This window comes from Pseudovibrio sp. WM33 (genome assembly GCF_001623165.1).
Taxonomy (GTDB): Bacteria; Pseudomonadota; Alphaproteobacteria; order Rhizobiales; family Stappiaceae; genus Pseudovibrio.
This window is the reverse complement of sequence record NZ_LMCK01000014.1, coordinates 1-18,215: the sequence shown is the minus strand read 5'-3', so window position 1 is coordinate 18,215 and position 18,215 is coordinate 1. Positions and strand designations below refer to the sequence as shown.

Below are 18,215 nucleotides of genomic sequence, written 5' to 3'. Positions count from 1 at the left end.
CAAAGCTTTTAAAATTGAAAACCCCGGTGCAACGCGCCGGGGTTTTTGCATGAGGCGTGAGAGGTTCACTGTCAAAGTACACCGCATCGTTTGCACTCAAACTATCTTAACAGCTTGAGCGCTCCCACAAGTGAGCGCACCAGTTTGCTTGGACCACAAATCCCTATCCCGTCTATCTTCTCTGTTTTCAGAGCCTGCGTGGGCACCAGCGCGTCATACTCAGCGAAAGAATGGATTGATCTGGCAAAGGCGGGAAAGACAACCAGAGTAATTTCGTCAAGGTGTGCGGAGGACTTCGTCAATAAGTTCTGCATTTGATCGACATTGGCCTGCAGGATAGGGACAGGACGATCCGCACTGCACTTGAAGGACACACCCTCACGGTCCGTTAAGGTTACTCCGGCCAGCCCGGTGTTTTCTGTTCCAATCCCAATTGATATAGCCCCGACCGTATTTGCGAGCAGACCCGTAGGTAAATCCGGGTCCGCCACAATCGCAAGCCGCAAATCCTGTTCACCTCGAAGTGGTTGTTTCTTGATTTGATTAGTAAGCATCTTTGTCTCCTTTATGGGGACAATATCTGGACGCAGAAGAGAAGGTTGATCTATCTTACCCTAAAATGAGCTATATATAGGTAGGTGCTACCTGAAAATCGCCAAAGTTAGGTATGCTCTACCAATGGAAGTGCAAAATGTCTCTTGAAAGTAGCGGGCAACAAAAGAAAGCTGTTCAGCTGGATGCCGCAGATAGGAAAATCCTTCAGGTTTTGCAGACGGAGGGACGCCTTTCAAATACTGAGCTTGCCGAAAAGGTGGGTATGTCCACCTCGCCGTGTTGGCGGCGCGTCAGACGGTTAGAGCAGGAAGGGGTGATCAGTAATTACGCAGCTCGTCTGGATCGAAAAACTCTGGGCCTTGGTGTGTTCGTTGTCGTGATGATCCAGATTGACGCGCACAATGCAGAACAGGCCGTGGAGTTTGAAAAGGCTGTGCTGAAGCTTGAGCAGGTCATTGCCTGCTACTCAGTTGGAGGGGGAGTTGATTTCGTGCTGCAAGTGGTTTGCGAAGATCTTGATGCGTATGCCGAATTCTCAATGAACACCCTACGGCGCCTTCCGGGCATTAAAGCTATGGAAAGCAACTTTGTGCTCAAGGAGCTAAAGCCACTCACGGGCTGGCCTGTTTGACTGACATGCCAACCCATTTTTTCACATCTTCGCGGTAAGTAAGGGGAATTAAATCCCCGCTCGCTCCAAAACGCTGATCCAGTTCTTATGCGCGATCTTGGCGATCAGGTCCTCACCGAAGTCTGCTTTGCGGAAGGCTTCGATCAGGTTTGGCAAACCAGCCACATCCTTGATGTCGTTGGCAACCAGACAGCCATCATAGTCTGACCCAAGCGCAACTCCATCTTCACCGAGTTTGTTGATCAGATAGTCCGCATGGCGCAAGATAACGTCTAAAGGCATGTCAGAGTTCAGCTGTCCATCAGGGCGTAGGAAGAAAACTGCAAAGTTGATACCCACCAGTCCCTTGGATTCAGCAATCGCATCAAGTTGCTTATCTGTCAGGTTCCGGCTCATCGGGCAGATCTTGAACACGTTGGAATGGCTCGCCACGATCGGCTTGTCGGTGATCTTGGCCAGATCCCAAAAGCCTTTCTCATTCAAGTGAGACACGTCCAGCTGGATCTTACGGTGATTACACTGGCGCACCAGCTCTTTACCCACATCAGTAAGACCTGGGCCAATGTCTGGGCTATGCTCAAACTCCATCGGCACGCCATATCCGAAGATAGTCTCACGGCTCCAAACAGGACCGATAGAGCGCAAACCGCGATTATACAGCAGCTCTAGCGCTTCAAAGTCCTTGTCGATGCACTCGGCGCCTTCAACATGCAGCATCATCGCCAGTTGCTCAGCGGCCATTGCCTCCTTGATTGCAGCAGTCGAACGGCAGATCTTCACCTCGCCATTCCCCTTGGCTTCAAGGTCCTCTGCAATATCAAGAAGCTTCAGAGTATAATCCAGTGCCTCCTGCTGCGGCACGCCTTTGAAGTGTTCGGGGCTCTTGAAGTCAACCTCTTTACCTTCTTTCGGCTTTGCTCTGACAGAAGGGGTAAACATGGCAAACAGACCACCAGCAAAACCGCCTTTGCGGGCGCGTGGCAGATCGATGTGATCGTGACCAGCCTCCTCAAAGAAACTGCGTTCCTTGGGAGTATTCGACCGACGCTCCAACGAGAGCAGCGTATCGTTATGGCCGTCAAAAACCGGAACCAGGTTGGAGGCAGTATCTGTCATGAAGAACTCCGAAAATGAAAATGCTATGAGAAAAACCAAATGTGAAAAGCAAAAGGGATCTACGCAAAGCCCAAGGCCACTGGCACAAAGCTAGGTCACATTGGCGGAATTTGAAACTACACTGTTAAATATTAAACCCTTAAAATCAATAGGATCAGCGGATATTTCTGGATGGTTTTATGAGGGAACAGCGCAATGGCGACAGTGATCAGAAGCTCTGACTTCACGGCAGACAAAGCCTGGGGTGCACAGCAGATTGCCAACATGAATGGCATTACCACACGGTTGCATTGGACGGATCAGCCCTACAAGTGGCATGTAAATGAGGGCGAGGAAGTGTTTGTCGTGCTGTCTGGATGCGTCAAGATGAAGTATCGCCAAAACGGCGAGGAACTCTCCGCCCTATTGAACACAGGCGACATTTTCTATGCTTCAATCGGCACTGAACATATAGCACAGCCCCGCGGTGAGGCGCGTGTACTGGTCGTTGAGACTGAGGGCAGTGTCTGATACCAGGCGATTTGGGGAAGGGGACTGCTGTCCCCATCCTCGGTCTTGAGCGAGTAGGTCAGGCCAAGCCGGGCAAGGCCACATCTACCATGATCATTGCGAAATGACAGGCCGCTGCTGACAACACAAAACCGTGCCAGATCGCATTTTGGAATGGCAGGTTCTTCCAGATGTAAAACAGGGTGCCAACCGTATAGAGCCCACCGCCGGTGGCAAGCAGCGTGAAGCCTGCCAGGGATAGCTCGTTGTAAATAGGAACGATTGCAAAGAAGCTCACCCAGCCCATCGCCAGATAAATAGGCACAGCCAGCTTATCCATGGAAGTAATGTGCAAGATTTTGATGGCCGCACCCGCCACCGCGCAAATCCAGATCCCAACGAGCATGGAAATCCCAAGCCACCCGCCAAGAACCATCAGGCATAGGGGAGTGTAGGTACCGGCAATAAGGAAATAGATTGCGGAATGGTCCAGACGGCGCAGGATGCCAATCTTGTTATCCTTCTGCAAAATATTGTAGGTCGCAGAGCAGACAAGCATGGCCAACAGCGTACCCGCGTATATGTAGATGCTGATTTGCCGGGCGTAGTCATCCGCCGCCCACAAAACCATAACAAAGGCTGTTGTCGCAGCAGCTCCAAACGCAATGCCCACAACGTGGATGACGCCGTCAACCACTCGTTCTGCGTAGGTTTCTTCCCTCATCCGCGGACAATCCCCCAATTAATCCAATATATACCCTCTTCCATAATGCAGGTCCAAGCTCGTAAACTCAACTGTAACTAAGTTGCAATCTGGTCATTTACTGGGCAATTCTCAATTCTGAAGGTCATGCCCTTGGAAATCGGGCATATCCAATTGCCAGTCTCGCCCAGGTGTGGCATTGCCTCTCTCGGCTTCCCAAAAGAAGCTGCTCTGGTTTGAAGGACCCTTTGGGCTCTGTGGGAAAGAGCGCGAAAGCGAAACAGCTTCTTTGCAATTTTCCCTAGAATCAGAGATTTTGCGCTGACTTCCCAAGCAGCAGTCGATGCCATTTTCGGGTTTGTAGGCGTTGGTTCTTGCCAGCGTCAAAATCTGAGAAGCGAACCGCAGCGCGCTTTAAAGAACGTTTATTGCCGATACCCGGTCAATCACCTGCCTCTTGCGAGGCGCAACAAGAGATTTTGAATGACGGTCAGCATCGAAATGGGTGTCAAACCTAATGGCACCTCCTCTGTTGTCGATCTTGAAGAATTGCTTGCAACGCGACTACTCGTGCAGGGAAACTCCGGCTCGGGCAAATCGCACCTGCTACGCCGCCTGATGGAGCAAAGCGCGCCATGGGTGCAACAGGTGGTAATTGACCCTGAAGGCGACTTTGTCTCGCTGGCAGATGAGTTTGGGCATGTGGTGATTGAGGCGACCATGAATGATCGCGAACTCACCATGATCGCCGCCCGTGTGCGCCAGCACCGCATTTCCGTCATTCTCAACCTGGAGCACCTGGAGCCGGACAAACAGCTCAAAGCCGCTGCTGCCTTCCTGAACGGCTTGTTCGATTCCGATCGCCAATACTGGTATCCGGTTTTGGTTGTCGTGGATGAAGCCCAGCTGTTTGCACCTTCCGCCTCTGGTGATTACGGCGAAGAAGCCCGCCGCCTTTCCCTGATGGCCATGACCAACCTCATGTGTCGTGGTCGTAAGCGTGGTCTGGCAGGCATCATCGCAACCCAGCGTCTGGCAAAGCTTGCCAAGAACGTGGCTGCGGAAGCCTCCAACTTCCTGATGGGCCGTACCTTCCTCGATATTGACATGGCCCGCGCCTCCGACTTGCTCGGCATGGACCGGCGTCAGGCAGAACAGTTCCGTAACCTTGAGCGCGGACAGTTCATCTCCCTCGGCCCGGCAATGACCCGTCGCCCGCAAAAAGTGGTGATTGGCGAAGTTGTCACGGGCAGCCGGGGGGGCTCGCCAAAGCTGATGCCAATGCCGAACCAGCCAGTTGAAACAGCGGCTGAACTAATCTTCACAGCAACGGACAATGATCCGGTGTTACACAACAACCGTGTGGCCGCGCCTTCTGCAAAAGACGTTATGCTACAGCTATCACAAACAGCCGCCAGCAACATGCAGGCACAGCATAAGGAAGTTGTTGAAGCTGAGCCGGAGGACCTCTTCAATCTGGAAGAGAAGAACCAGCAGTATCAGGAGATCATCGCCAAGATCCTTGAGGATCCTGAAGCTGCCTTCGCACCGGTCTCACAGCTCTATCAGGATTTTCAGGTCCGCTGCCGTATTGATCGGTTGAAGTCTCAGGATCTTGCCAAGTTCCGTAAGTTTCTTTCTGTGGCCCGTGCTGGTGTCGATAAAAAAGAAGTCGAAGAAGGCGACTGGCAGCAAGCAGAAGTGATTGCTGGACAGCTGCCAGAAGAAATGCGCGGCGTCTATCTTCTGCTGGCCAAAGCTGCCTTTGCAGATGAGCCGTGCCCGGCAGACCTAGACATCGCGAAAGCGTATGGTACCCGTTCACCGGGCAGAGCCCGTTGGCTGCTCACCCATATGGAAGAGCAGGGCTTCATCATCTGTGCCAGTGATCTGCGTGGAAACCGCATCGTGACCCTGCCGGATATCGGCAAGCAAACCGCAACCAAATAAGCTGCAGGTCAGCGGCCATCCGGCAAGGAATGGCCGCCCGCGGGCCCATCCACTTCATCAAAGAAGGTTGTCTCAGTGCTTCGCGAGCAAGTGGAGCACAAATGCGGTTTGGATGGCAGAACATACTTCAGGCAGCACGCTTTGCGCCGCGGGGCATACTCTGTCAGCCCCTCCTGCTGACGCTGACGCCAGACAATCCCGCCATTGATCTTCTTCCCAAGGCTCGCAAGATAAGCACGCATCAGGTTCGCCACATCTGATGGTTTTGCACCATGACGTCGCAAGACAAGAAACGGTGATATGATGGAAACAGCCACGGTGGAATAAAACACCGAAGGCGCCACTTTCCGCCGCCCAAGCTCCCGGTGGAAGACCTGAATGATTTCCTCAAAGCAAATGGATAGGGCAAACAGCTCCGCAGGACCCTGATCCGGATTGAGCTCGAAATCCTCTTCCGAAAGGCGAGGGTCAAAGTATATCTCCACCCAGGGGGCCTTGCCATGCAGGACAAACCGTAGTTCATCAATGCGGGGTGCACGGCCACTCAACAGGTAACTGACCGAAATCCGGTTGAGTAGAATCTGGCAGATTGTCTTCAGGGCAAGACTTGCGGCAATCTTTGTCGTTGGTGCGCCGCGATCTTCCTTGATGTAGTCAATCATGCGCTTTGCAACCAGACCGAAGTTGCTGTCAAAACCGGAAAACTCCCGCAGTTCTGCAGCCACCACGTGCGGGGCAGGCGCGGTGATTGCCCGCGCAGCAACCAGCTCACCACCTTCAGGTAGAGCAGCCTCAATGAGGCTTGCAAAACGTGCGGGGATGCCCGCTGTTTCGAAAGTGGGAATATCTGAGGGCGATAGACCGGTGGACACTGCCTGCAAAACCTCTGGATCTACGACTGCGCATATCCGGAAAGTGGAATTGAATTTCCGAAATGGATACGCTGAAACTTATAGTTACGAGGCGCGCATGTTTGGCTGACAGTTGGCTGAACACGACACAACAACACTTTCGCGTTACTTAGCACAAAAACAAAGTCTACTGAAATGGTAGACTTTGAAGTCTGTGAGTAATGCACCTGTCTGTTGTAAAAGGATCAGGCTTTCGCCTTGTTGGCCCGCTTCTCCCAGGCAAATTTCTCTGCAATCCAGATGCCACCCAGCACCAGCGCCAGAGCAGCGCCGTGATAAAACGCAAACACTTCCCCAAGCAGCACAATTGCCATCACCGATGCAAACACCGGAACCAGATTGACAAAAACGCCAGCCCGGTTGGGGCCAATCAGTTCCACTCCGCGCATATAAAAAATCTGGGCAAGGAACGATGGGCAAAGAGAGATGTATAAAATTACCAGCCAACCCTGCACAGAAGGCCAGACCAACGTCTCCTGACTGTACTCAACCGCCAGCATCGGCAGTGACACAAGCGACGCCACAAAGGCCATCACCGCAAAAAAGGCGAGTGCAGGGACCTTGGGTCGGTTTCTCAAAGCCAGCGTGTATCCAGCATAAAACACTGCTGCAACAAGCATCAGCGCATCACCCGGGTTGATGTGCAAATTGAGCAAAACCTGCAGACTACCCTGACTGGCCACAACAAAAACGCCAAGCAATGTCAGCAAAATGCCGATGAATTGGATAAGCGTCACTCGAGCGCCAAACAGGAAGTAAGCCCCAATCACGACGATCATCGGAATGGAGCCCTGCAAGATACCCATATTCACCGCCGTGGTGTTGTGAGCTGCCAGATAGAACAGGCCATTGAAGCCGGAGAACCCGAAGGCGGCCATCAAAGCGATGCTGATCAGGTGAGGGCGGATTTCCGCCCAGGAGGCGACAAGATCCCGCCAGGCAATCAGGCTCATGAGCGCAGCCACAATCCCCCACCGCAAGAACACGATCACCATAGGCGAAACATGCCCCACAGCCAGCTGGCTCGCCACGGCATTACCGCTCCACATGAGTGTGGTCAACACCAAAAGCAGCATAGGCCTGCTGTACAGCGGGGTGAGAAAAGGCATGTAAATAGTCCGTCGGTGAGCGGGCAGGAGGCACCGCTGAAAAGGAGCTGTCACCCTTCACCGTCCCCCTATCAAATGCAAGGTGAATTTCCGCAAGGGCTGTAGAGGTTTCATCAAGTATGCCGTTTTGCTTGGCATGCCGTCTTGAAATGCACGCAAATCCACCCAAAATCAAAGCATTAGACCGCGTGACCAAAGCTTGCCATTCAATCACCTGTGTTTTGAAAGAGCTGGAAACGAATTGATGCATTGTAACTTGAGATTGAATTTGCAAGGGTTTGATCTGAAAAACTCAGCGGCAGGAAGTGACGGCATATCCTGCTAAAAAATGACAATACGAGGGGGACCCATGTCGCAAAGAGTAAGTGTTGCATCACTACAGGTTTCACCGGAGCTCCATAACTTCATCGAAAACGAAGCGCTTCCGGGAACCGGAGTGTCATCCGAACAGTTCTGGGAGGGCTTTTCGCAGATCATCAAGGATCTGACACCGAAGAACCGCGAGCTGCTTCAAATCCGTGAAGACATCCAGACCAAGATCGACGACTGGCATAAAGCCAATCCCGGCACCATTGATCTTGAGAGCTACAAGGCATTCCTCAAAGAGCTTGGCTACCTCCTGCCAGAAGGGGACAGCTTTGAAGTTGAGACAGACAACGTAGACCCGGAAATCGCAGAGATCGCTGGCCCTCAGCTCGTTGTACCAGTCATGAATGCGCGCTACGCCCTCAATGCTGCCAATGCGCGCTGGGGCTCCCTGTATGACGCGCTCTACGGTACCGATGCAATGGGGACCACCCCACAAGCCGGCGGATACGATGAGAAGCGCGGCGCAGAAGTGATCGCCTACGCACGCAAAAAACTGGATGAAGCTCTGCCTCTGGATGAAGGCAGTTGGGCTGATGTCAAAGAATTTGCCATTATGGGCGGCTCTCTGGCGCTGACCCTTGAAAACGAAGAGATGGCTGGCCTTCAGGATCCTCTCGGGTTTGTTGGCTATGCGGGCGATAAAGACGCGCCAACCTCTATCCTGCTGCAGAAAAACGGCCTGCACTTTGATGTCCTGTTTGACAGCACCAGTCCGATTGGCGCTGCAGACAAAGCTGGTATCAGCGACATCATTTTGGAATCTGCCATCTCCACCATCATGGACTGCGAAGACTCTGTTGCTGCCGTGGATGGGGAAGACAAAGCGCTGGCCTACCGCAACTGGCTGGGCTTGATGAACGGCGATCTGAAGGAAGAAGTCGCCAAGGGCGGAAAAACCTTCACCCGTACTTTGAATGCAGACCGCCACTATACAGATGCGCAGGACGACGCACTGGCATTGAAAGGGCGCTCCCTGATGTTGGTGCGCAACGTCGGACACCTGATGACCAACCCGGCAATTCTTGATGAGGACGGCAATGAGGTCTTTGAAGGCATCATGGACGCCATGGTGACAGCCCTTTGCGCAGTGCATGACATTGGCCTGCGTACAGGTGCAACAGCCCGCAACATGAACTCTGTGTCTGGTTCGGTCTACATCGTGAAGCCAAAGATGCATGGCCCGGAAGAAGTCACCTTCGCAAACGAGCTGTTTGGCCGTGTTGAAAATGTTCTGGAACTGCCGCGCAATACCCTGAAAATGGGCATCATGGATGAGGAACGCCGCACCACGGTCAACCTTAAAGAGTGCATTCGCGCTGCCAAAGCCCGTGTTTGCTTCATCAACACCGGTTTCCTTGATCGCACAGGTGATGAAATCCATACCTCCATGGAAGCTGGCCCGATGATCCGCAAAGCGGACATGAAGCAAGCAGCATGGATCAACGCTTATGAGAACCACAACGTAGACACCGGTCTTGCCTGCGGATTGAGAGAGCATGCGCAAATCGGTAAAGGCATGTGGGCCATGCCAGACCTCATGCACACCATGCTGGAGCAGAAGATCGGGCATCCAAAAGCAGGAGCCAACACCGCATGGGTTCCATCTCCAACCGCTGCAACTTTGCATGCCATGCATTACCATCAGGTCTGTGTGCCAGCCGTTCAGGAAGAACTGGCAAGCCGCGAGCCAGCCAAACTGGATGACATCTTGTCCATTCCGGTTGCGACCAATCCAAACTGGACACCGGAAGACATCAGGTCAGAAGTTGAAAACAACGCACAAGGCATCCTTGGTTACGTTGTCCGCTGGGTAGAACATGGCACAGGTTGTTCCAAGGTGCTGGACATTCATAATGTGGCATTGATGGAAGACCGCGCCACCTGCCGCATCTCTTCTCAGCACATCGCCAACTGGCTGCATCACAGTGTCTGCTCAAAAGAACAGGTGATGGAGATCATGAAGCGTATGGCCGCTGTGGTGGATGAACAGAACGCAGGCGATCCGGCCTACCACAACATGGCACCAGACTTCGACAACTCCGTCGCCTTTCAAGCCGCTTGCGATCTGGTGTTCAAGGGCCGCGTCCAGCCGAGCGGTTACACCGAACCAGTGCTGCACAAACGCCGTTTGGAAGCAAAAGCCAAGTTCGGCGTTTCAGCATAAAAGAGAAAACCCTGCGCAGTCCCAAACAACTGCGCAGGGTTCGCTTAAAGGATGCTCTAAGAGCCTGAACTCAGCTGTCATCCTTGGGTACAAGGTGCGTAAATCCGCCAAAATTGCCGTTTGTCAGGTTGATTGTGTCACTATCAAATTCGGTTCCTGAAATTTTCACAGCCGGCCCTTGCAGGATGTTCCATTTTCTGGAATCACGGAACTTCTTGTAGTCGCGAAACCCTTGTGACTGGCTCAGCCAAGTCAGGTCAACAAGCCCATCTTGCAAGGCATTGGCGGCAACCAATCCATTGCCATAGATGCCAATCTTGTAAGGATTTCCAGCCTTTTCAAAGACTGACTGGATTTCCTTGAAGTAGGGCGTGATGTAGTGCACGTAGTCGTAATAGGACGCGTCATAGTCAACGGCAAAGTAGATGCCAGAGCCTTTGGGCTGCCTGATTACATCCTGCGCCAGATGCAGCGCTTGTTGAGCTTGCTGTGTTCCTGCAGCACTCGTAAAGGAGGATGGCCTGTCGTTGCTATCCTCATATACAGTGATGATGGAAAGGCCCGCAGCAATCAACTGCTGGGCCTCAGTCGGCTGCAATTGCTTCCACTTGGAAAAAGAGTAGTAACGCCCAACGGCCTTATACCCTTTCTTGGCGATCGCGCTCGCCAGCACTTCCACACCTTCAGCTGTATCAACGGCAGGTTCGGTCTTGATGCCTTTATCGTCAGTCATTGCTTCTCTGCTTCTTATTGTTATGCAGAGTGATGACGAACATGAGAGAAAGACCGTGAGAGCCTACCAGTTCCAATGGTTAGCGAAGTTATACGCTGGGTTTGGAAGGATGATCCAATGGAAGGTTTAGACCTCATTTGGAGCAGGAAGGAGTTGCAAAGCTTCCAAAGCCACCATAAGAGCCTCGGTTCAGATTGAGCGTGTCCTGATCGTATTGAGTACCAGCAATTGTCACGTAAGGACCTTGAAGAATGTTCCAGTCTCCAGATTGCTTGTATTCCTGATAGTCATAGTAACCCGTTGACTGAGAAAGCCATGTCAGGTTGGCAAGACCATCATCTTTGGCACAGGAACAGACGAGACCATTGCCATAAACGCCCACATGGTAGGGATAGCCAAAGGAAGCAAAAACATCGTTGATCGCTCTCAGGTAAGGCCTGATGTAATGGGTGTAGTCATAGCTTGATGCATCATAATCGACAGCAAAGTAGATGCCGGTTTGCCTTGGCTGATGGATGACGGCATCTGCCTGATAAAGTGCTCGTAGCGCCTGTTGAATTCCAATTTCTGATGAGAAATAGGACGGAGCATCATTGCTGTCTTCATAAACCACAAAGATGTTCATGTCGGCTGCAAAGAGCTCAGAGGCTTCTGCTCTGGTTAACTGTTTCCAGCTGTGCTGGGAGTAATAACGTCCCACGGCTTTGTAGCCATCTTGAGCAAGTGTTTCGGCGGAATTGCCGGCATTTGATGCTGTATCAAGTGCTGGCAGCAAGAGTTTAGGGGAGGTTGGATCTGTCATTGTTCTCTGCTTTTTGTTGTTATGCAGAGCAGTGACGAAGTAGAGAGATGTGACGTGAGAGAGTGCCTTCTGCTAGGGTAACAGAAGCCTTAATCTCTCTCACTCAAGGTGGGTGTTAAAGCGGTAGTCTCACAATCGCGACAAGGCCTTTTTCCTCGCCATTTTCAAGACGAATAGTACCGCCTTGCGCATGAATGATGCTGCGTGTGATCGCAAGGCCCAGACCAATGCCGCCGGTCTGTTCATTCCTGGATTCCTCCAGACGAACAAACGGCTCAAACACGTCCTCAAGGCGGTTCTGCGGGATGCCCGGACCTTTGTCTGCGATGCGAACCTCAGCATGAGCTTCATCAATCAGGAAGGAGACATCAGCCTCCTCACCATAACGGATCGCATTGCCAATCAGGTTTTGGAAGGCGCGTTTAAGTGACATTGGACGACACTTCAGCACAACTCGGTTTCGCGCCTCAACGCTCACATGGTTGCCCATGTCCTCCTGATCATTGGCGATGCTCTCCAGCAAACCACCAAGGTCAACAGAACGCAGTTCTTCCTGCTTGGAATCTTCACGGGTAAAGGCAAGCGTTTCCTCCACCATAGCCTGCATTTCATCGAGCGTGGCGATCATGCGTTCCCGGTTTTCGTCATCATCAATAAACTCGGCCCGAATGCGTAGTGAAGTGATAGGAGTACGCAAATCATGACTGATCGCAGCCAGCATGCGAGTACGGTCAGAAATAAACCGCGTCAAACGCTCCTGCATCTGATTGAAGGAGCGCGTTACAGCTCGTACCTCAGCGGGTCCCGCTTCTTTCAGCGGCTTCACATCTGCACCGCGGCCAAGATCATTGGCAGCAGCTTCCAGCGTTCGAAGTGGCTTCGTCAGGCGGTAAACAGAGACCCAGATGATCAGAATGGTCAGCAAGGCCATAATGACGATCGGTAGCAATATCGGTACAAACGAGGGCTTCGGAAGCCGGAAGTTGCTCTCGATGTTGAGCCACTTACCATTCTTCAGCTCAATGGCAGCAAAGAGCTGGACGCCTTTTAGAGAAAACCAGCGGTATTTCTTGAAGTAATCATCTCGCCGGTCATGCATTGCCTGCATGGAGTCATGCGGAGAGCGTTCACGTCCTTCTGGAGGCGGAGAGGTTCGCTCGCGCCACTTATCTTTCATGTCTCCTTGAAAGCGCTCATTGTAAATGACCGCAACACGGGCCTGCCTGTCATGATCCAGCTTGCGTTTCAGATAATTGGCAAGCCGCGCTTCCATGCTTTCATCACCGCCTGTTTCATCAACAACCGGAGTGTCGCCAATCGTAAAGCGTGTGCGTGTGTTGGAAACGGTTTTTAAAACCTGCTTTTGCAGTTTGGGCGGTGTCGCTTCGAGCAACTTCACCACATTGGCAGTGCGCCACAAAGCATTGTCGCGGGCAAGATTGGCAAGCGCCACCTGACGCTCTCGTCCCAGCAGAACAAAACTGACGACCTGCGAAAAGATAAGCGCAGCCAGCAGCAGCAAAATGAGCTGGGGTGCGAGACGGCGCGGGATCAAGTACCTGAGAAACTTCATTGGGTGACTTCTTTGACTTCACCGGTAAAGGTGTAACCGCCCCCCCAGACAGTCTTGATCAATTCCGGGTTTTTGGGATCAATCTCGATTTTCCGACGCAACCGGGAAACCTGATTGTCGATGGACCGGTCAAACACACCCAGTGACCGGCCAGAGGTCAGATCAAGCAGCTGCTCGCGGGACAACACCACGCGAGGCCGCTTCAAAAACGCCAGCAGCAGCTGAAACTCACCGGAGGACAGTGGGACGCTCACATCTTCCGGATCAATCAGTTCACGTCGCGCTGTATCCAGAACCCAGCCGTTAAACGCCAGTTTTTCTGTATCGATGGGGTCACGTTCCCGCGGAACACTGGTGGCACGGCGCAGCACAGCGCGGATGCGGGCCAGCAGCTCACGCGGATTAAAGGGCTTGGTCACATAGTCATCTGCACCGATCTCAAGGCCTACAACGCGGTCTGTATCTTCAGCCATTGCCGTCAGCAGGATCACAGGGGCCTGATTGGTTTCCACCAGATGCCGGCAGAGTGACAAACCGTCTTCACCTGGCATCATGATGTCCAGCACCACAAGATCAATGGAGGAGTTCCTCAGAGCCTTACGCGCAGCAGCTGCACTTTCTGCCACGGTCGTACGCATATTATTCTTAGTCAGATACCGGGCAAGGCTTTCCCGGATATCCCGATGATCATCGACGATAAGAATATGTGCTGTACTCTGAGACATGCATCCTCGCTGTAAGTCTCGTCTCCCATTACCTGTGAAAGACCATATAGTATGCGATGCCTAACTTATGCCGTATTCCCGGGGCCTGCGAAAGGTTCTCAGTACCCAAAAATGTATCAAACTGTCCCAACCCGATATTCTGGCAAATACTGTGACAAAACAGCGTGTTTTCTGGTGTAGTTTTGCGACACTTCGCTCCTACCTTCTGTTTATCGAAGCACACTCACACAAACCTTCCCCTCGTTTTAGGCTTTGATTTTTAGGAGAACACGACATGATGAATTTCAAAACTATTATGGCTGGCTCTGTAGCTGCATTGATTGCTGGTACCGCTCTGTCTCCTGCCATGGCTGCTCCGGGTTTTGGCGGAAGCTTTGGCAAGAAGATGTCTTCCCAGTTCTTTACAAATTTTGACGCAGACAAAGACGGCTCAGTCACCACAGCTGAAATTGAAACAAAACGCAAAGCAGACTTTGCAAAAGCAGACACAGCTGGAGACGGCGCAATCACTCTGGAAGAATGGAAAGTCTTTGCCGCAGATCGTGCATCCGAGCGCAGCAAAGACCGTTCAGTCCGCATCTTCCAGCGCTTTGACAGCAACGGCGACGGTCAGGTGACCCGCGAAGAGTTCCTTGATAAGGCAGAACGCATGACAGCGCGCATGGACAAGATGAAAAAGCGCATGGGTGACCGCATGGCCAAGATGCAGGATGGCAAGGGCGGCAAAGGCAGCTGGGGCGATGGCAAACAAGGTAAGGATGGCAAGGACGGCTGGCAGAAAGGCTCTCGCGGCGGTAAGCAAGCCGACGGCAAGCAAGGCAAAGGTGGCTGGGGTGATGGCCCACGCGATCAGGGCATGATGAGCTTTGGCAAGCACGGCGGCAAAGGCATGCGCGGTGAAATGATGGGCGCAATGTTCGCCAAGGTTGACCTGGACAAGAACGGCAAGATCTCCAAGGATGAGTTGAACAAACTCGCTGACCAGCTCTTCGCAAATGGCCCTGTTGATCTGGCTGGTTTCAGAACCATCGCAGCCGAGTTCAAAGAACCAATGTATGTGCGTTCCTTCCAGCGTCTGGATGCTGACGGCGACCTGAAAGTGACACAGGAAGAGTTCTTTGCACCAACTGCTCAGATGATGAAACGCATGGACCGTAACAACGACGGCGTCATCACCTCCGCAGACTTCAAGAAGATGAAGAAAGACTGGCGCAAAGGCCAGAAGGACCGCAAAGGTGGCCACGGTCATGGTCACGGCAAGGCGCAAGGCCAGCGCGGATAAGCCAAACGGCTTGAGCGAATAAAAAAGGCGGAGCCATCGTGCTCCGCCTTTTCTGTATCAGCTTAGGAAACCTGCATCAGCTCGTAGCTGGTTTGGTCTCTTGCATCTCTGCATCATAATCAACCGCGATACCGTAATGCGGATCTTCCAGAACGGCGACCTCAACCATGCTGCCAGCTTTGTGCAGCAGGTCTTTACAATCTGGAGACAGATGACGCAGATGCAAGGTCTTGCCAACCTGCTCATAGCGCGTTGCCAGTGCATCAATTGCCTGTAAACCGGAATGGTCCACCACGCGGGAATTGATGAAGTCAACAATCACATCATCCGGGTCAGACTGAGGATCAAAGATCTCTTGGAAACCAGCAGCAGAACCGAAGAACAGCGGACCTTCCAGTTTGTAGATCTTCTGGCCTTCAGAGTTAGTTGTTGTGTGAGCATCAATACGTTTGGATGCGTTCCATGCATAAGCAAGCGCAGAAACAATCACGCCAACCACAACAGCAACAGCAAGGTCAGAATACACAGTCACACCAGTCACCAGTGCAATAACAATCGCATCAGTCCGTGGGATCTTGTGCAGGATCTTGAAGGTGTTCCACGCAAAGGTGCCAATCACCACCATGAACATCACGCCAACCAGAGCTGCCAGCGGGATCCGCTCAATTAAAGAAGAGGCAAACAGAATGAAGCTGAGCAAAAACAGCGCTGCAGCAATACCTGCAAGGCGTGTCCGGCCACCGGATTTCACGTTGATCATGGACTGACCAATCATCGCACAACCGCCCATGCCGCCAAAGAAGCCAGTCACAACGTTTGCAGCACCCTGAGCAAGACACTCTTTGGAAGCGCCACCGCGTGTATCTGTCATTTCAGAAACAAGGTTCAGCGTCAAAAGGCTTTCAATCAGGCCGATCGCAGCAAGAATGATGGAGTATGGCAGGATGATCTGCAGGGTCTCAAGGTTCAGTGGAACCATAGGGATGTGGAATTCAGGCAGGCCACCAGAAATCGGAGCCAGATCGCCAACGGTCTGAACGTTAAGCTCAAGACCAATCACGATCACAGAAACAACAACAATAGCTGCCAGCGGAGCAGGAATAGCGTTGGTCAGCTTTGGCAGATACCAGATTACAGCCATGGTCAACGCAACAAGACCAAGCATAAGCGTCAGGTCCATGCCTGCAAGCCAGCTTGCTGTGCCAGTCACTTCATCAACGGTCTGGAACTGGCCCATTTGCGCAAGAAAGATCACGATCGCAAGGCCGTTCACAAACCCAAGCATAACCGGGTGCGGCACCATGCGGATGAACTTACCCCAGCGCATCACGCCGAAGATCAGCTGAAGGATGCCCATCAGCACAACGGTTGCAAACAGGTATTCCACGCCGTAGGTCACCACGAGTGAGACCATAACAACGGCAAGTGCGCCGGTTGCACCAGAGATCATGCCCGGACGACCACCGAAAACAGCAGTAATAATGCCGACGATGAAGGCCGCATACAGACCAACAAGCGGTTCAACCTGAGCAACAAATGCGAATGCAACAGCTTCTGGAACCAGAGCAAGAGCAACGGTTAGCCCGGAGAGGAGCTCAACCTTAATAGTATTGGCTGTAAAGCCAGTCTTTTCGGGCGCGTGCGCCTTCGAGGACGAATGCAAGTAGCACCTCCAATGGGATTCTTGGTACTGTTTTAAAGTAGTGGGCAAATCCTAGGCACGCACTGTGAAGTCCGTGTGAAACCAAGAGGTTTTCTGCTCAAGGACAAGAGCTATTCAGCCAGGACACCGCTAAAATTTGAGCGGTTTTTGTCTCCCTTTTGACGCGCTTATACGGGAATATCGTCAAAAACACCATCCCCCCAACGCATAATAGCCATGCACGGGTGCGGTGAGGGATGCCTGATGGATATCACGACCAATGTGACCCCTGGATTTTATCTGATGGAAAAAGTGTTGGGGCACGATCCATGCGTGTGGCTTCAGTTCCTCTGGAAACGTGATATGCCTCTGTCATTGCAAGGAATTTTCAGATGACAGCTTTAACGCCATTCAAACCAAGCATTTCAGAGAGCATGCGCACCAGAATTTTGGAGCAGCTGCATAAGATTGAGGCCGACAACGATGTAACGATCCTCTTTGCTATTGAAAGCGGCAGCCGTGCCTGGGGCTTTCCCTCGCCGGATAGCGACTATGATGTGCGGTTCGTCTACGCGCACAAACTGGACTGGTACCTGTCTTTAGAAGCTGGCAGAGACGTAATTGAGTTGCCGATCGACGATGAGCTGGACATCAGTGGCTGGGAAATTCGTAAAGCTCTGAATCTGATGCGCAAGTCTAACCCGGTATTACTTGAATGGCTTTACAGCCCAATCAAGTACATTTGGCGTGACGAATTAGTCTCGCCATTGCTTAACCTCTCAAGAGAAGCTGCAAGCCAAACACCTTGTATCCATCATTATCGAAATCTTGGATTACGCTATTGGGAAAAATCTCACGCAACTGAAAATCGCCTAAACCTAAAGCGTTTCTTTTATGCGCTTCGCCCTGCATTGGCACTTCTTTGGATTAAAGAGCACCCGAGTCTCACGCCGCCTATGAATGTACAGGAATTGGCTGCAGGGCTTTCAATTTCTTCAGTTGTCTTACAAGAGATGGAAGGTTTGATTAGTGCAAAGACCCAACTCAAAGAAAAACATGAGTTAGAAGAGCTTCCCGAAATGATGCAGCTTGAAGCTCTGGTATTAGATGCCTTAGAATGGGCACAAAACGTTGAAAATTCAAAATACACCCCAAGTTTGAACTCAGAGATTGAAGCCTACTTTCGTCAAGTGGTCATGGAAGTAAACTAGATCCCGCATCAAGTGCGGGAAGACGACTGAGGGTGAGCTGTCAGGTTCGCTTGGATCACCGCCGTCATGCCGGACGGAACGGAGTGGAGATCCGGTACCCAGAGCCAAAGGCACCACCTTCTCGATTTTGGAAGAAAAAGCCGAGCAGATGCCACCAACTCAATCAAAAAAACTTATCCCCCCAGCTCAAAATCATGCCCATACTAATCCCATGCCTACGTAACGGGCTGCTGGCGGAGCGACCGTCAGT

General features: G+C 52.1%; 16 protein-coding genes. 6 read left to right on the top strand and 10 right to left on the bottom strand.

Translation table 11 applies throughout. The features are described 5' to 3' along the window. Positions 1 to 101: 101 nt before the first annotated feature. Positions 102 to 554, bottom strand: a complete 453-nt coding sequence (locus PsWM33_RS03215; RefSeq protein ID WP_063299189.1) for a DUF2000 domain-containing protein — start codon at positions 552 to 554, stop codon at positions 102 to 104. Between the two features lie 137 nt (positions 555 to 691). On the opposite strand from PsWM33_RS03215, the gene PsWM33_RS03210 reads away from it, so the two are divergent. Further along, complete coding sequence (locus tag PsWM33_RS03210; protein WP_063299188.1) at positions 692 to 1,186, top strand: Lrp/AsnC family transcriptional regulator; 495 nt, start codon at positions 692 to 694, stop codon at positions 1,184 to 1,186. Positions 1,187 to 1,234: 48 nt separating this feature from the next. On the opposite strand, the gene PsWM33_RS03205 is transcribed toward PsWM33_RS03210, so the two are convergent. Beyond that, complete coding sequence (locus PsWM33_RS03205; RefSeq protein WP_063299187.1) at positions 1,235 to 2,302, bottom strand: dipeptidase; 1,068 nt, start codon at positions 2,300 to 2,302, stop codon at positions 1,235 to 1,237. 195 nt (positions 2,303 to 2,497) lie between these two features. Here PsWM33_RS03205 and PsWM33_RS03200 point away from each other — a divergent pair, with 195 nt between their 5' ends. Then, positions 2,498 to 2,812 (top strand): hypothetical protein, encoded by a 315-nt coding sequence (locus PsWM33_RS03200; protein WP_063299186.1) that lies wholly within the window; start codon positions 2,498 to 2,500, stop codon positions 2,810 to 2,812. 58 nt (positions 2,813 to 2,870) lie between these two features. On the opposite strand, the gene trhA is transcribed toward PsWM33_RS03200, so the two are convergent. Then, positions 2,871 to 3,515, bottom strand: a complete 645-nt coding sequence (gene trhA / locus PsWM33_RS03195; protein ID WP_057462778.1) for a PAQR family membrane homeostasis protein TrhA — start codon at positions 3,513 to 3,515, stop codon at positions 2,871 to 2,873. Positions 3,516 to 3,977: 462 nt separating this feature from the next. Here trhA and PsWM33_RS03185 point away from each other — a divergent pair, with 462 nt between their 5' ends. Further along, positions 3,978 to 5,444 carry an ATP-binding protein gene (locus tag PsWM33_RS03185; RefSeq protein ID WP_057462776.1) on the top strand — a complete coding sequence of 489 codons (1,467 nt, stop codon included), beginning with the start codon at positions 3,978 to 3,980 and terminating at the stop codon, positions 5,442 to 5,444. 8 nt (positions 5,445 to 5,452) lie between these two features. Here PsWM33_RS03185 and PsWM33_RS03180 read toward each other — a convergent pair whose 3' ends face one another. Both PsWM33_RS03180 and PsWM33_RS03175 read right to left on the bottom strand, forming a co-directional pair. Continuing rightward, the gene (locus tag PsWM33_RS03180; RefSeq protein WP_063299184.1) at positions 5,453 to 6,316 is read right to left on the bottom strand and encodes a hypothetical protein; all 864 of its coding nucleotides are present in this window, start codon (positions 6,314 to 6,316) and stop codon (positions 5,453 to 5,455) included. A 224-nt stretch (positions 6,317 to 6,540) separates the two neighbouring features. Then, the gene (locus tag PsWM33_RS03175; protein WP_063299183.1) at positions 6,541 to 7,431 is read right to left on the bottom strand and encodes a DMT family transporter; all 891 of its coding nucleotides are present in this window, start codon (positions 7,429 to 7,431) and stop codon (positions 6,541 to 6,543) included. A 382-nt stretch (positions 7,432 to 7,813) separates the two neighbouring features. Between PsWM33_RS03175 and PsWM33_RS03165 the strand changes: the two genes are divergently transcribed. Beyond that, a complete protein-coding gene (locus PsWM33_RS03165; RefSeq protein ID WP_063299181.1) occupies positions 7,814 to 9,997 on the top strand; it encodes a malate synthase G in 2,184 nt (727 codons plus the stop codon). 70 nt (positions 9,998 to 10,067) lie between these two features. Here PsWM33_RS03165 and PsWM33_RS03160 read toward each other — a convergent pair whose 3' ends face one another. From PsWM33_RS03160 to PsWM33_RS03145, 4 genes are all read right to left on the bottom strand, one after another. Further along, positions 10,068 to 10,730: a DUF1906 domain-containing protein gene (locus PsWM33_RS03160; RefSeq protein ID WP_063299180.1), complete on the bottom strand. Its 663-nt coding sequence runs from the start codon at positions 10,728 to 10,730 to the stop codon at positions 10,068 to 10,070. 133 nt (positions 10,731 to 10,863) lie between these two features. After that, positions 10,864 to 11,532 (bottom strand): DUF1906 domain-containing protein, encoded by a 669-nt coding sequence (locus tag PsWM33_RS03155; protein WP_063299179.1) that lies wholly within the window; start codon positions 11,530 to 11,532, stop codon positions 10,864 to 10,866. A gap of 115 nt (positions 11,533 to 11,647) precedes the next feature. Beyond that, positions 11,648 to 13,105: an ATP-binding protein gene (locus PsWM33_RS03150; protein ID WP_063299178.1), complete on the bottom strand. Its 1,458-nt coding sequence runs from the start codon at positions 13,103 to 13,105 to the stop codon at positions 11,648 to 11,650. Beyond that, on the bottom strand, positions 13,102 to 13,830 hold the full coding sequence (locus PsWM33_RS03145) for a response regulator (RefSeq protein ID WP_063295730.1): 729 nt from the start codon (positions 13,828 to 13,830) through the stop codon (positions 13,102 to 13,104). Before PsWM33_RS03145 ends, PsWM33_RS03150 begins: the two co-directional genes overlap by 4 nt. 274 nt (positions 13,831 to 14,104) lie before the next feature. On the opposite strand from PsWM33_RS03145, the gene PsWM33_RS03140 reads away from it, so the two are divergent. Continuing rightward, positions 14,105 to 15,112 carry an EF-hand domain-containing protein gene (locus PsWM33_RS03140; RefSeq protein WP_063299177.1) on the top strand — a complete coding sequence of 336 codons (1,008 nt, stop codon included), beginning with the start codon at positions 14,105 to 14,107 and terminating at the stop codon, positions 15,110 to 15,112. Between the two features lie 76 nt (positions 15,113 to 15,188). Here the strand turns inward: PsWM33_RS03140 and PsWM33_RS03135 are convergent, their stop codons facing one another. Beyond that, positions 15,189 to 16,775: a SulP family inorganic anion transporter gene (locus tag PsWM33_RS03135; protein WP_063299176.1), complete on the bottom strand. Its 1,587-nt coding sequence runs from the start codon at positions 16,773 to 16,775 to the stop codon at positions 15,189 to 15,191. Positions 16,776 to 17,146: 371 nt separating this feature from the next. Here PsWM33_RS03135 and PsWM33_RS03130 point away from each other — a divergent pair, with 371 nt between their 5' ends. Further along, entirely contained in the window at positions 17,147 to 17,965 is an 819-nt protein-coding gene (locus PsWM33_RS03130; RefSeq protein WP_063299175.1) for a nucleotidyltransferase domain-containing protein, read from the top strand. Positions 17,966 to 18,215 lie beyond the last annotated feature (250 nt).